This is a genomic window from Maribacter aquivivus, assembly GCF_900142175.1.
GTDB lineage: Bacteria > Bacteroidota > Bacteroidia > Flavobacteriales > Flavobacteriaceae > Maribacter > Maribacter aquivivus.
The window spans coordinates 869,528-883,693 of record NZ_FQZX01000001.1 but is presented as its reverse complement, the minus strand read 5'-3'; the positions used below and the strand labels follow the sequence as shown (position 1 = coordinate 883,693).

General features: G+C 34.5%; 10 protein-coding genes. 6 read left to right on the top strand and 4 right to left on the bottom strand.

The annotated features are described in order from the left end of the window. The first annotated feature begins 955 nt into the window (after positions 1-955). From BUC31_RS03860 to BUC31_RS03845, 4 genes are all read left to right on the top strand, one after another. Positions 956-1,528, top strand: coding sequence for a class I SAM-dependent methyltransferase (locus BUC31_RS03860; RefSeq protein ID WP_244534000.1), 573 nt, complete (start codon positions 956-958; stop codon positions 1,526-1,528). Positions 1,529-1,610: 82 nt separating this feature from the next. After that, entirely contained in the window at positions 1,611-1,793 is a 183-nt protein-coding gene (locus tag BUC31_RS20470; protein WP_244533999.1) for a hypothetical protein, read from the top strand. After that, on the top strand, positions 1,783-1,980 hold the full coding sequence (locus BUC31_RS03855) for a hypothetical protein (RefSeq protein WP_073241422.1): 198 nt from the start codon (positions 1,783-1,785) through the stop codon (positions 1,978-1,980). The genes BUC31_RS20470 and BUC31_RS03855 overlap by 11 nt, the downstream gene beginning before the upstream one ends. Before the next feature lie 744 nt (positions 1,981-2,724). Then, positions 2,725-3,117: a hypothetical protein gene (locus BUC31_RS03845; protein WP_073241418.1), complete on the top strand. Its 393-nt coding sequence runs from the start codon at positions 2,725-2,727 to the stop codon at positions 3,115-3,117. 372 nt (positions 3,118-3,489) lie between these two features. On the opposite strand, the gene BUC31_RS03840 is transcribed toward BUC31_RS03845, so the two are convergent. Both BUC31_RS03840 and BUC31_RS03835 read right to left on the bottom strand, forming a co-directional pair. Beyond that, on the bottom strand, positions 3,490-5,709 hold the full coding sequence (locus tag BUC31_RS03840) for a PorP/SprF family type IX secretion system membrane protein (protein WP_073241416.1): 2,220 nt from the start codon (positions 5,707-5,709) through the stop codon (positions 3,490-3,492). Between the two features lie 7 nt (positions 5,710-5,716). Continuing rightward, positions 5,717-7,963 carry a T9SS type B sorting domain-containing protein gene (locus BUC31_RS03835; RefSeq protein WP_084134935.1) on the bottom strand — a complete coding sequence of 749 codons (2,247 nt, stop codon included), beginning with the start codon at positions 7,961-7,963 and terminating at the stop codon, positions 5,717-5,719. A gap of 224 nt (positions 7,964-8,187) precedes the next feature. On the opposite strand from BUC31_RS03835, the gene BUC31_RS03830 reads away from it, so the two are divergent. Then, positions 8,188-9,864 carry a glutamine--tRNA ligase/YqeY domain fusion protein gene (locus BUC31_RS03830; RefSeq protein ID WP_073241414.1) on the top strand — a complete coding sequence of 559 codons (1,677 nt, stop codon included), beginning with the start codon at positions 8,188-8,190 and terminating at the stop codon, positions 9,862-9,864. A gap of 276 nt (positions 9,865-10,140) precedes the next feature. Here the strand turns inward: BUC31_RS03830 and BUC31_RS03825 are convergent, their stop codons facing one another. Further along, a complete protein-coding gene (locus BUC31_RS03825) occupies positions 10,141-11,070 on the bottom strand; it encodes an SPFH domain-containing protein (RefSeq protein WP_073241412.1) in 930 nt (309 codons plus the stop codon). Between the two features lie 216 nt (positions 11,071-11,286). Here BUC31_RS03825 and BUC31_RS03820 point away from each other — a divergent pair, with 216 nt between their 5' ends. Next, positions 11,287-11,646 (top strand): bleomycin resistance protein, encoded by a 360-nt coding sequence (locus BUC31_RS03820; protein ID WP_073241410.1) that lies wholly within the window; start codon positions 11,287-11,289, stop codon positions 11,644-11,646. Between the two features lie 70 nt (positions 11,647-11,716). On the opposite strand, the gene katG is transcribed toward BUC31_RS03820, so the two are convergent. Beyond that, a complete protein-coding gene (gene katG / locus BUC31_RS03815) occupies positions 11,717-13,963 on the bottom strand; it encodes a catalase/peroxidase HPI (protein ID WP_073241408.1) in 2,247 nt (748 codons plus the stop codon). Positions 13,964-14,166: the final 203 nt, after the last annotated feature.

Sequence of the window (14,166 nt, the reverse complement as noted above, 5' to 3'; positions counted from 1 at the left end):
AATGGGGAATTTTCCAATAACAAATATTAACCATACTAGTTGGCTAAAGAATTTATTGTTGTAGCAACGATGTTTTCTGTTGTGAAACAGCAAATAGAATGGGTTTACGTTTTTTAGAAAAGAGTGTATTTCAACGATTAAGTAAGCACTAGCGCAACTTTAATATTTTACCTTTTGTGGAAAATAGATAAATTTAAGTTGTTCATATTCTCAAAACAAACTGATAATTTTTGAATTTTAAAGAGGCAATTATCGTTTAAAAACCCCTTAATTTTTATCAATGAATTTGGCTTTTAAAAAATAAAATATTCAATGTAATCCTGTTACGAAATGATGATGATTTAGCCGAAAGCGACATAAATGCAGTATCAATTAAATTACAATATGGTGTGTGTTCTGTCAAAAAAAGGGTCGTAGAAATGAAAATAATTGTATGATTAAAGAGGATTCCATATTAAAACAAACGACATAAAGAGTGTTTTTTAAAAGCATATTATAAGCTAATTTCACAAATAGAAATTCGTAAGTGGTCTATTAAAAGTTACTTGCTTCAGGTGCTATAAAGCCGCTTTAAAGAACAGATCCTTATTTGTAAGCTCTTTGTTGAAATTCTAAATAGTTCTCATCTAAAAGAGGCTAAAAAGTGACATGAGCGGTCTTATTTAAACCCTAACTTGGCTAATAGTCTTTAACCTACGACAGGTATTAAATAAGATTGGCTATCTTTAAAATCTGTTATACTAACTCTACATATTATCTAGGTCTTTCTAAAAAGACGAACTCGACCAACGAGTGCCTAATGCATAGAAGCTTTCTAATGCATAGATAATAACAACCCATTGTTTTATAAATTTTTAAACAAAAAAGATTGATTGAAAAATTGATTGCATTATCTCTTTCAATTGCATTTTGCAATTTTAAGTGTGGTGTTATTACCCAGAATCAAAAATGAAAAGTGAACAGTGAACAGTTAATATCAAAAAATATAGAGGTGTTCTATAACAAAGCATCTGAAGAAACCAGACTTGAAAAAGGCATGGGTGTATTTGAATTCGAGAGAATTAAATGGCTCATAGAGAAATACCTTTTTACATCACCTTCAAAGATTATAGATGTTGGCGGCGGTACAGGTAAGTATGCTGAATGGCTTGCCAAAAAAGGTCATGAAGTTCATTTAGTAGAACCCGTTGCTAAACATTTACAACTAGCAGAAAATAGGGCTAAGAAATTAAAGAACAAGTTCTCGGTTCATTTAGGTGAATCTAGAAAATTAGACTTCAAAAATAATTATGCAGATCTAATACTACTTCATGGACCTCTTTATCATCTTCAGAAAAAAGAAGATCGAGAATTAACCATTAAAGAAGCTCAACGTGTTTTAAAAAATGGCGGTATCATTTTAGGGTTCGCTATCAATTATACGGCATCAACTTTAGTTGGGCTCTTAAATGGTCTAATACATAAAAGTTCTTTCTTTGAAATGTGTAAGAATGAATTGACTACTGGAATACACAATCCGCCAAAATGATTTTCCTTGGCTTTTAGCTGAGGCATATTATCACCATCCCGAGCAATTAAAAGAAGAATTCAGACATCAAGATTTAACCTACTTGAACACATATGCGGTTGAAGGAATGGCTTGGCTTGATAAAGACTTCTTTGCAAATATGCAGAATGATAAAAAGAGGGAAAACTTAATTGAATTATTAAAAATTACAGAAAACGACAGCTACATTTTACCTTTTAGTCCGCATATGATGATAGCAGTAAAAAAACAAAAACATGGAAAATAAAGACAGATACTTTAAAGCATTGGTTGAAAATAAGAATCAATTAAATGAAATTGACTTAGGAGAAAATATACAATTAGATGAAGGTGAAACCAGAGAAATAATTACACAGCTATTATCTGAACATAGAATTAGATATGATGAAAACAGCATTTGTAAGTATAGCATTGTAAACAAAAAACGTAGATGACATTGAAAATAAATATCAGCTAGGTTGATTTTCAAAAAACGGACTTCAATTTAAACGGGAAGAACAATAATCTTGATTATCAAGATTTAATATAACAAGTAACATCCGGAAATCTATTTGGTTTCCGGTTACTTGCTAAGTATTTTTTTTAATATCGATTGGCAAAATACCTACGGCAAAAAGACTTACTCAATTATAAGTGATGTTATCTTTTGCTTTTTTACTCCAAATGAATTCTCATCAATCCACACAAGATCCCAGTTAATAATTGGATCTGTATTGTAGCTTTCAAGGGTTACTGATTGTTCTTGGGAATTAAAACGATAATATCCATTAATCCCTTCCGTCCTAATTTCATTTCCGCACCGACGCCCTATTCTCCTTCCTGAATTAAAGGTTATGCGATATTCGCCTGTACTCAAAAAAAGAAGTTCGTTACCAATTTTCAAAGTCCTACTTCGCCTATAAACTGTAATTTCAGTATCACCTTCTTTTATAGTCTTATCAACCTTTCAACGATCAATTAGAAAAGATTTAGATATTTCTTTCTCTTGACCAAAACATAATTGAGCAAAAAAGAGTACCAGCAGGATTATTGATTATCTCATAAACTGGTCAAAACAAGAACTGTTCCAACCGATGTACAAGTACTTTCATATTTCCAATATGATAAGTTAGTATTGAAAAGTTGGTACTTAATTTTAATCTCAAGTAACCTGAGGTGATTTCATTCGTCTTGAATTTATGAAAGGAATACTAATAGTACTTCTTATACTAATTCAAACTCAAGTTGCGTCTGATATTATACTGAAGAAAGAATTAATCGGTACATGGAAGATTGAAAAAGTTCAAGTTACCAGAACAGGAGTTTGCCTACAAAATGATTTTAGAGAAATGATTGGGACTACTTTTAAATTTAAAGAAGAACAGCAGCTATTGGTCATATCAAATAATGACTGGTTTCAGCTACCTAATGAAGAGGAGATACGTTGGTATTTGGAAGATGAACATCTTATTATAAAATTAAAGAATACTCAAGAAGTATATCGTTCAAAAATCTCTTTTGAAGAATGTAAGTTGATTTTACTTCTTAGTAATTTGACTGCGATTCATTTGATAAGAATTAGTAAGAAGTAATGCATCACGAAATCAATATTCAATCGATATATAGCATTTAGCAATTATGAAAATGATGAATTTAAACTTAAGGTATTTTCGCTTTTGAGCAGAAATGCAATCTAGGTTTAAAGTACAATCAAATAAAAGTGATATATAAAAATACTTATTGGTATCATAATCTATATATGTATTCTATTTTTTCCAACTCAATTTTATAGATGAATCTTAATGAATCAATATCCAACAACAATTAAAATATAATGAAGAGTATATTTAGAATAAAATACAATTGTGTATAGGCTAGAAGTAGTATTCAGTAGAAACAACAAAGACCTTATCATCTAAAATGATAAGGTCTTTCCATAATCTTTAAGTTAACTTATAGTGGTTCTAAACCAGCAGCTCATGATTGACCCTCATAATCCACATCTTCTCATTGTAAGCGTCGTTTAGCTTAGAGTAGTAAGAGATTAAAGCCTTAGTCCAAGAGTCGTGCTTTTTAAGGTATACGTATCTGTAATTATTCTTAGGGTTAATGAAGTAACTCGCATTTAATCCGAATGAATTTAGTAAGGTTACAAATCGTTTTGCATTCTTAGGATTAGCGAACACATTTGCAATAAGGTAATAACCAGAACCGGCACCTTCAATAACATAAGATTTTGAATCAGCCTCTCTAGAATCTACATTATCTCTAACCACCTCATTTGAGGTTAAAACATTAGAATCATACTTCGAAGATTTTTCTTTGATTTTGTTTACATTGCTTGCGTAAGCCTCATTTGTGTATCTGTTATCAACATTCATAATCCAAGTGGCACCATCATATGTACCGTTCAGTTTATTATCATGTGCCGCTACTGCTTCTTCAAAAGTATCATAACGTTCTAGGTAAACATACTTTAAACCAGTATTAGGGTTGTCAATGTAATCAGCATTAATGCCCTGCTCATTTAGGCCGTCAATAAAGTTATTCATATACTGCCCACCTTTGTATACATTAGCAACTACATAGTAACCGTCTGTAACATCTGGTAAGTCTTTAAACCTTCTACTTTTCACTCCGTCTTGCGCCACTTCTCTAGTTGCTTTCGCAACAGGTGCAGAAGAGTTTCGAGGTCTATTTGCAACTACAGCATCTTTTGGCTGCACTTGTTCTTTAAATCTATTATCAACAGAAGAATTGGTATCCGTATTTGTTTCTGCTACTTCTTGTGTTTCTGCTATAGGGTCTTTTCTTTCGTTTGTTACCACTGCTACCCTATCTTGCTGTGTTTGACTAGCAGCTTGATTACCTGTAACTGCCTCACCAGAATTACTCGGGTTGTAATTAGATGCAACTTCTGGCGTTCCCGTATTACTTGGGTTGTAGTTAGATGCAATTTCGGTGTTGCTATTCTCATCAAGGAAAAGCTCTTTAGCTCTATTTTCTAAGTCAGGTCTTTCTCCGTTGGTTTCATTACGAACCATACGCATTACCATAGCAAAACGTCTTTCTAAATCAGATTGGCGAATAGCTTCTAAAGAATCTTGACGGAACATTAGTTCTTCAATGATGGCATCATTTTCTGCCAATTTCATCTTCAACTCTTCTATCTCTTCATTGGTAGCTATATTCTCTGGTTCTTCATCATTCTGAACCAAATCATCTTCAAAGTCATCTTCTAACATTACCCTATCTTCAGTAAGGTTTGGAGAGAATGAATAGGCAAATGATATCTCATGCGTAACTCCAAAATTATCAAAGTTGTTAGACAATCCTTTTTCCATGGTATAGCCTAAAGAAATTCTTTGGTTAAGGTTAAAACCTACACCTGCGGCTGCACCATAAAAACTATCATATCCACCTTGGATCCATCCTAATTTTGGTAGGTCAAGAATTAAACTTCCTCCTAAAGTAACATCTTCTTCTCCTACTTTTCTAACTCTTGCCAAAGGCATTAAACGACCTTGTTCAAAAATACCATCTTGCTTTTCAAACTGATGGGTATATTGTAAGTGACCGGAGTATGTTTTGTCTTTAAACTCCGTTACCGATTCGCTTGTCTTTAAGTTGTAATCAAAAAGGTTTTCTGCAAAAACACCAACATCGAACTTACCGTAAGAAAGGTTAAAACCAGGCTGAAATGATAAAAGATTCTGATCTTGCAATCCAGCTAAAAAAGGATCCTCTTCTACAGTAGATGCTCTACCGTTATCAAAACCACTTTGGTAGTAAGAAACGTTTGCACCAAAAGTAAAGTTACTTTTGTCGTTCAATTTAATACCGTAGGCATAATTTGCCAACACACCAAAGTTACTTAAGATACCTTCTCTTTGAGAATATAGACTAAGTCCTAATCCAGTTTTATCATTGATACGTCCACTATAGCTTAAGAAATAGTTTTGATTGTTATCATCAAATTGTACCGATTGGTTTCGGTGTAACAAATTGATATAAGATTTGTCTTCCCTAACCGTTGAAAACGTTGGGTTGATTAAGAATCGGTTATACTTCAAAAGGTTCTGGGCAGGAACATCGTATGATACAAACGGATTTTCCTCTTGCCCGCTAACCTTCATGATAGCTAACACAAATAACAATAGATATAAAACACTTTTCTTTAGCATGGTGAGCTTAACGTATTACTGTGATCGTACCTTGTTTAAGTACTTCACTGGCATTTCTAATTTTATAATAGAATACCATGTTTTGTTTGGTGAACGCAGTAGTTGACTGCGGCCAGTTATTTTTATAATCGAATTCGTTTACAATTTCTTGCCCTTGCTCATTGTAGATAATTACATTGACATCGGCTTTATTAGAATAAGAGTTTGGTATGATCCATTGATCATTAATACCATCTCCATTCACGGTAATTACATTAGGCACTTTAAAAGTGTCTAAGTAGGTTACTTCAATCTGTCTAACAATCTCACAATTGTCAATAGAAGCTATTAGAGTATAACTACCCGCTTCGGTAAAGTTTATACTATCAGAGTTGCTTACTTCTACCGCATTAGCATCTAACCATCTGTAGGCTGTACCTCCACTTGCAGTAACCAATCTAGTAGTACCTTCTGGCATTACTATTTCTGTACCTGGGTCAAGTGTAATTAGGTTTTCATCTAACGGTGTTACCACGATCGCATTAGAGATTAAAGAACAACCATCTTTATCTATCGCTAAAGTATATGTACCAGCAGTAGAAACTGTTAATACCTCATCTGTAGTATTAATAGATACACCGTCTAGTTGCCATTGATATGTAGCTGAACTTAAGTCGGTGGTTGTACTTAATGTAATGGTTTCGCCACCGCTACAGAAAACAGTTCCTGAACTTGTAATACTAACTGTTTCATTAGTTAATAATTGAACAGGTAAAACATTAGAATCTACATTGAAACTACCAACTACCGCATTTAAATCGTAATCACCATTTTCAGAATTTGAAGCCAAACTAATACTGTTACTAGTTGCACCACTTATAGCTGCACCGTCTTTACTCCACTCATAAGTAAATCCATCAAGTAATGCACTGGTAACATCAGTTATGGTACCATCTGCGGCAACTGCATTTATAAGTTCAACACCTAATATAGTACTTGTGGTTTCACAAGATGTATACGCATCGGTATAATTTATGGTTATTTCAAAAGAAGCTGGAGACACTACTGTAGTAACATCAGAGTTTTTAGAAGATACTGAACAAGCACCGCCTGTTTGTGTTACTTCTGCATAATACTCGCCATCTTCAGTAATTGTAAGTGTGCTATTAGTTTCACCTGAAATCTCAATAGCATTTCTAAACCATTTATAACTTGGTGTAACCGCTGTTGTACTAACTGATAAAACTTCGTTTTGTGTAGGTAATAAAACCATATTGATTTCATTTTCTACAGTTACGGTATATAATTCTGCATTGGTTATCGTTACTACAGCTGATCTTTCATTACAGATACCTGTTCCAGAAATCTCTACTGCATAATCTCCTTCGAAACCTGCATTTGCAGCATTAACATTATATGAAGTTGCTGTTGCACCAACAATCTCAACATCATCTTTAAACCACTGGTAGCTCCAAGAAGCATCAGTTTGATCTATACTTAACATTTCTGTATCTGTACTACATAAAGAAGTTTTGGTTGGAGCAATAACTGCAATACCAGTTCCTGAACCGCCAATAGTTACATCTACAATATTAGAATCTGTATTACCAGAACCTGTACATCTTGGTCCGTAATTAATATATACATTATACATACCCGATTGCGTAACGTTTAATGTATGCCCAGTTTCACTTGTTAATTCTGTTCCACTACGAAACCAAATATACTGATAGGTTTCTGGGTTAGCTATATTATCAACTTGAAGTGTTATAGCTCCTGTACTACAAACTGTACCAGGAGGAACACCATCACCCAATTCACTAATATTAAGATTAGAAGTAACATCCATATAATACATATTGAATGCCTCAGATTCGCTTCCCACTTTTACAGGGTCAGTACTTCTTACTCTCATCTTATACCCTTCTCCACGAGTGTCGGTAGGTATTGCGAAACTCGTATCAAAATCCTTAACGGCATTTTGGTCCGTAATCGTTTGCAAAGTTTGAGCATTTGTAAAGCTACCACTGGCATCAGACAATTCGAGAATAAACTCATTGCCTGCATTTGCGGTACCTATCCAGGTAATATTGACAAAGTATTCGTTGAATCCACCATTACCTGCACATACGGCAGACCACGGAGTACTACCTGACAGGTTTGGATTGTCTGCAGGTTCTGGAGCATTAATTACTATTGCTTGCGCAGATAATTGAAAAGCGCAGAATAGCATGGATAGTGCTGTAAATACGGTAAGTTTGTTTAAAGTTTTCATATGTATTTGTAGTTATGGGGGCCACTACGGTTGAAAAGTTGGTTAATAAGTTTTTATGTCTTCAACATTTCTTAGACAAATATGTCATTAAATACGACGAAGTGGAACTTTATGTTGTCGGAAGGAAGATTTCTGTTGTGAAACTCATTTTATGTAAGGTGTATTTATTTTAAACCTGCCAATTAAGCCAATTTTGCTACTTTTGTACCCTGAAAAATAATGACATGAGTGAGACATCGAAGTCTTTGAATTTTATTGAACAAATTGTTGAAGAGGACTTGGTAAATGGTTATACCAAAGACGAATTACGTTTTCGTTTTCCTCCAGAGCCTAATGGTTACCTTCATATTGGGCATGCAAGCTCTATTTGCTTAAACTTTGGTTTAGGTCTTAGATATAATGCACCTGTAAATCTGAGGTTTGACGATACCAACCCAGCAAAAGAGGAGCAAGAATTTGTAGATGCCATCAAAAAGGATGTAGAATGGTTAGGTTTTAAGTGGGATACCGAACGGTATGCCTCGGATTATTTCCAACAATTATATGATTGGGCTGTTGAATTAGTGAAACAGGGCAAAGCTTATGTTGATAATCAATCTTCTGAAGATATGGCCACCCAAAAAGGCACACCTACAGAACCAGGAACCGATAGTCCGAATAGAAATAGATCTATCGAAGAGAATTTAGAGCTCTTTGAAAAGATGAAAAACGGAGACTTTGAGGAAGGTACTCATGTATTAAGAGCCAAAATAGATATGGCTTCTTCTAATATGTTAATGAGAGATCCTATTATGTACCGTATACTACATAAAGCACACCATAGAACAAATACCGATTGGTGTATTTATCCGATGTATGATTGGACACATGGTGAAAGTGATTATATAGAGCAAGTATCACATTCTTTCTGTACGCTAGAATTCGCAATGCACCGTGAGCTATATAACTGGTTTTTAGATCAAGTATATGATGAAACTAAGGTAAGACCTAAGCAACGAGAGTTTGCTCGTCGTAACTTAAGCCATACCGTAGTAAGTAAGCGGAAATTGGCACAGTTGGTTGAAAAGGGCGTTGTAAATGGTTGGGATGACCCAAGAATGCCAACAATATCAGGATTACGTAGAAGAGGATATACTCCAGATTCGATCCGTAATTTTGTAGATACTATAGGTATAGCCAAAAGAGACAATCTTATAGATGTTTCCTTACTTGAATTTAATATCAGAGAAGATCTAAATAAAACCACTCATAGAGTTATGGGTGTCTTGAATCCTTTGAAATTGGTTATCACTAATTATCCTGAAGGAGAAACGGAATGGTTAGAAGCAGAAAATTCTCCAGAAGATGAAAATGCCGGTACAAGACAAGTGCCCTTCTCAAGAGAACTATATATAGAACAAGAAGATTTTAGAGAAGCAGCAAATAAAAAGTTCTTTCGTCTAAAGCTTGGTTATGAAGTGCGTCTTAAAAACGGATACATTATTAAAGCGGAAAGTTGTACCAAAGATACCGATGGGAATATAACAGAGGTGCAATGTACGTACGACCCAAAAAGTAAAAGTGGTAGCGGTACCGAAGAAAGCTTACGTAGAGTAAAAGGAACATTACATTGGGTATCTATAGAACACGCTGTAAAAACAGAAATAAGATTATACGATCGTCTTTTTACAGATGAAAGTCCAGATACACATAAAGACAAAGATTTCATGGATTTTATTAATCCTAATTCTTTATCTGTAATTACAGGATATGTTGAACCTGCATTAAAAGATGCCCAACCAGGAGATCGTTTTCAATTTCAACGTATTGGATATTTCTGTGTTGATCCAGATACCACTACCGATAATTTAGTTTTTAACAGAACTGTTGGTTTACGCGATTCTTGGGCAAAAATTCAATAGATAACTTAGTATAAGTATATCTTATTGTAAAACCTCAGTTTTATTAAGGTTTACTATAAAAAACCACCTGTAGACGTTATGTCTACAGGTGGTTTTCTTTTTTTAGACTAATTGGTATTAATTCAAATAAAAACAAGCACTAATGGCTTTAAAATAGGCTTTTAAGAAAGCTCGATAACTAAATTAGTATATTACCAAGAATAGTGTTTGAAAACATAAAAAAACCCGAGAACAAATGTTCTCGGGTTACATACTAGAAAAATAAACTAAAAATACTTATTCTTTAAGTTTAGGCTTATTGGTCTTTTTCATTGTTTCGCCAATCATATTACTTGCCGTAAAACTAGCAACCATATTATTCAGCATATCACTACCTGCTTGAGGTGAATTAGGTAATAATATTAAATTCGTATTAGTAGCCTCACCTATACTCTGTAAAGTGTCATAATGTTGTGTTACCACAATTAAAGCAGAAGCTTCTTGAGAATTAATACCTACTTTGTTTAATACCTCTACAGACTCTTCAAGACCGCGAGCAATTTCTCTTCTTTGATCAGCAATACCTTGACCTTGTAATCTTTTGCTTTCAGCCTCAGCTTTTGCTTTCTCTACAATTAAGATACGCGCAGCATCTCCTTCAAACTGCGCAGCAGTTTTTTGACGCTCAGAAGCATTAATACGGTTCATGGCTTCTTTTACTTGTGCATCTGGATCAATATCGGTAACCAAAGTTTTAATAATATCAAATCCATAATCTAACATTGCTTGTTGCAATTCTGATTTTACAGCTATGGCAATATCATCTTTTTTAACAAAAACATCATCCAATTTCATTTTAGGTACTTCAGCCCTAACCACATCAAATACATAAGAAGTAATTTGTTCATGTGGATATTCTAACTGGTAATATGCTTCATAAACTTTTTCCTTAATCACCACATATTGTACTGATACTTTAAGTTTCACAAAAACATCATCTAAGGTTTTAGTTTCTATAATAACATCTAATTGTTGAATTTTTAAACCAATACGTGCGGCAATTCGTTGTACAAAAGGAATTTTAAATTGAATACCAGATTGTCTTACACTGGTAAATTTTCCAAATGTTTCAATTAATACCGCTGTTTGCTGTTTTACAATAAATACACCCGATAGAATAGTGGCAATCACTAAAAACGCAATCGGAATCCAAATAAATGAGCCCATAATTATTTCTTTTAAGGTTAATATTGAAAGATACTAAATGCCTTCATAGTATTAGTAGCATTTATTTCATATTTGTTACAGAATAGCGCCTAGAAATACATAATCTTCAATCTACTTTGTGATTACGATAGGTTTTCAAACTATATCAATGAACTTCTGACTTTCATAACTTAGGTTTAGATTGATTAATTTAGAGCTAATCAAAACACACAAACTATGCTTGTCTCTATAAATCCGAAGTTACCGATGCGAAACAAAAGTACTACCATAGATTATTATGTTAATTCACTCGGGTTTAAAAAAGTAGGCACAATAGATTATCCTGAGTATTTGATGGTAGAAAAGGATGACATCGAAATACATTTCTTTTTGTTCGAAGCTCTAAATCCAAAAGAGAACTACGGTCAGGTCTATATCCGCACAAACGATATAGAAACCTTATACCAATCGTTATTAAAAAACAATGTGCCCATTCATCCAAATGGCAGTCTAGAGATTAAGCCATGGGGACAAAAGGAGTTTGCTCTATTAGACCCTGATAGTAACTTACTAACATTTGGAGAATCATTGGGCTAAAAATATAGAGGTATTGAAAAAGAAAAGGCAACCCGTATGAGTTGCCTTTTTTATATAGTGTTAAGTTTACTTACTTAATATCAAAACGATCTAAATTCATAACCTTGGTCCAAGTTCTTGCGAAGTCACGAACAAATTTCTGTTTCGCATCTTCCGTACCATATACTTCTGCCAATGCTCGTAATTCAGAATTAGAACCAAATATTAAATCTGCTCTAGTCCCTTTCCATTTTACATGACCAGTTTTACGGTCACTACCTTCAAATACTGTATCGTTGTCAGAAGCAGCTTTCCAAGTAGTTCCCATATCCAATAAATTGATAAAGAAATCATTTGTAAGCAATCCTGGTTTATCAGTAAATACTCCGTAATCAGAACCATCATAATTGGCGCCAAGTACACGAAGACCACCAACAAGAACAGTCATTTCTGGTGCAGTTAAAGTTAATAGGTTTGCTCTATCAATTAATAACTCTTCTGCTTGAACAGATAGTTTTTGTTTTGTATAATTTCTAAATCCGTCTGCCATAGGTTCAAGCGCATCAAAAGATTCAATATCGGTACTCTCCTGAGTTGCATCTGTACGACCAGCGTTAAAAGCAACTTTGGTATCAAAACCAGCCAACTTTGCGGCATTTTCGACAGCAGCTGAACCAGCAAGAACAACTAAATCGGCAAAAGACACCTTCTTGCCACCAGATTGATTATCATTAAATTCTTTCTGAATTCTTTCTAAAGTAGCGGTAACCTTAGCCAACTGTGTAGGGTTGTTAACTTTCCAACCTTTTTGAGGAGCTAAACGCACACGACCACCATTAGCACCACCACGCTTATCTGACCCTCTAAAAGTGGATGCAGAAGCCCATGCAGTAGAAACTAGTTCTGCCGTAGAAAGTCCTGAAGCTAAAATTAATGTCTTTAAATTTTCAATATCGGCATCATCAATCAAATCAAAATCAACGGCAGGTACTGGATCTTGCCATATCTGCACTTCTTTTGGTACTTCTGGTCCTAAATAACGATTAGTAGGTCCCATGTCACGGTGAGTTAGTTTATACCAAGCTCTTGCATAGGCATCTTTAAACTCGTCTGGATTCTCTAAAAAGTTTCTTGAAATTTTTTCATATTCAGGATCTAAACGTAGCGACATATCGGTAACCAACATAAATGGTTGATGTGTCTTACCTGGTATATGAGCATCTGGCATTTCACCAGCACCGGCATCGCCAACTGGCTTATATTGCCAAGCTCCAGCCGGACTCTTAGTTAATTCCCACTCAAAACCAAATAAGTTTTCAAAGAAATAATGACTCCATTTTGTAGGTGTTTGTGACCATGCGCCTTCTATACCACTTGTTATAGTATCTGCACCAGACCCAGTACCATAAGTACTCTTCCAACCTAAACCTTGTTCTGTGATATCTGCAGCAGCAGGCTCTGAACCAACATACTTTTCTGGATCTGCAGCTCCGTGTGTTTTTCCGAATGTATGTCCACCTGCAATAAGCGCAACGGTTTCATAATCATCCATTGCCATTCTTTTGAATGTCTGTCTAATATAATGAGCAGCTTCTAATGGATCAGGATTGGCATTATGCCCTTCTGGATTTACATAGATTAATCCCATATGAGCAGCACCTAGAGGGTTTTCTAACTCATTGCCATCTTCATCATAACGTTGTTTGTTCCCTAACCACTCTGTTTCAGATCCCCAATAGATATCCTCTTCTGGTTGCCATATATCTTCACGACCACCGGCAAACCCGAACATTGGCAATCCCATACTTTCATGAGCAACATTACCAGTAAGTATCAATAAATCTGCCCAAGAAATTTTCTTACCATATTTTTGTTTAATAGGCCATAATAATAAACGGGCCTTATCTAGATTGGCATTATCCGGCCAACTATTTAATGGTGCAAAACGTTGGTTACCTGCGCTTGCACCACCTCTACCATCAGATATACGGTACGTTCCAGCACTGTGCCAAGCCATACGTATAAAAAATGGTCCATAATGTCCATAATCAGCTGGCCACCAATCTTGACTAGTAGTCATTAAATCAGTTAAATCCTTTTTAATAGCGGCTAAATCTAAAGATTTAAACTCTTCGGTATAATTAAAATCATCGTCCATTGGATCTGCCATTTTAGAATGCAATCTTAATATATTAAGATTCAACATATTTGGCCACCAATCTTTGTTAGTTGTTCCACCACCAGCTGCTTGGTGCATTTCACCATTTAAAAATGGACAATTTGCTGCAGCGGGATCATTAACATCCCAAGCTTCCCCTTTTCCGTTAGTACTACTCATGATTATATAAATTTTAAGTTGTTTTTACTTCTGAACAGTAAAACTATAAATATTTTACTTATCAATATTTCGTTTTAAATAGATAAAATCTATTGTGTAATATTTAATTGTTTTGCGTTACGCCAATTCGATTATCAAACTGACTTAAATTTTACCATAAATATTAGAATATCATAAAGATAATCACTTAAAGCCTCTTTATA

Bases quoted from the DNA above. Each gene is read 5' to 3' on its own strand.
- BUC31_RS03855 (WP_073241422.1), top strand. From the start codon at position 1,783: ATGGAAAATAAAGACAGATACTTTAAAGCATTGGTTGAAAATAAGAAT.
- BUC31_RS03845 (WP_073241418.1), top strand. From the start codon at position 2,725: ATGAAAGGAATACTAATAGTACTTCTTATACTAATTCAAACTCAAGTT.
- BUC31_RS03840 (WP_073241416.1), bottom strand. From the start codon at position 5,709: ATGCTAAAGAAAAGTGTTTTATATCTATTGTTATTTGTGTTAGCTATC.
- BUC31_RS03835 (WP_084134935.1), bottom strand. From the start codon at position 7,963: ATGAAAACTTTAAACAAACTTACCGTATTTACAGCACTATCCATGCTA.
- BUC31_RS03830 (WP_073241414.1), top strand. From the start codon at position 8,188: ATGAGTGAGACATCGAAGTCTTTGAATTTTATTGAACAAATTGTTGAA.
- BUC31_RS03825 (WP_073241412.1), bottom strand. From the start codon at position 11,070: ATGGGCTCATTTATTTGGATTCCGATTGCGTTTTTAGTGATTGCCACT.
- BUC31_RS03820 (WP_073241410.1), top strand. From the start codon at position 11,287: ATGCTTGTCTCTATAAATCCGAAGTTACCGATGCGAAACAAAAGTACT.
- katG (WP_073241408.1), bottom strand. From the start codon at position 13,963: ATGAGTAGTACTAACGGAAAAGGGGAAGCTTGGGATGTTAATGATCCC.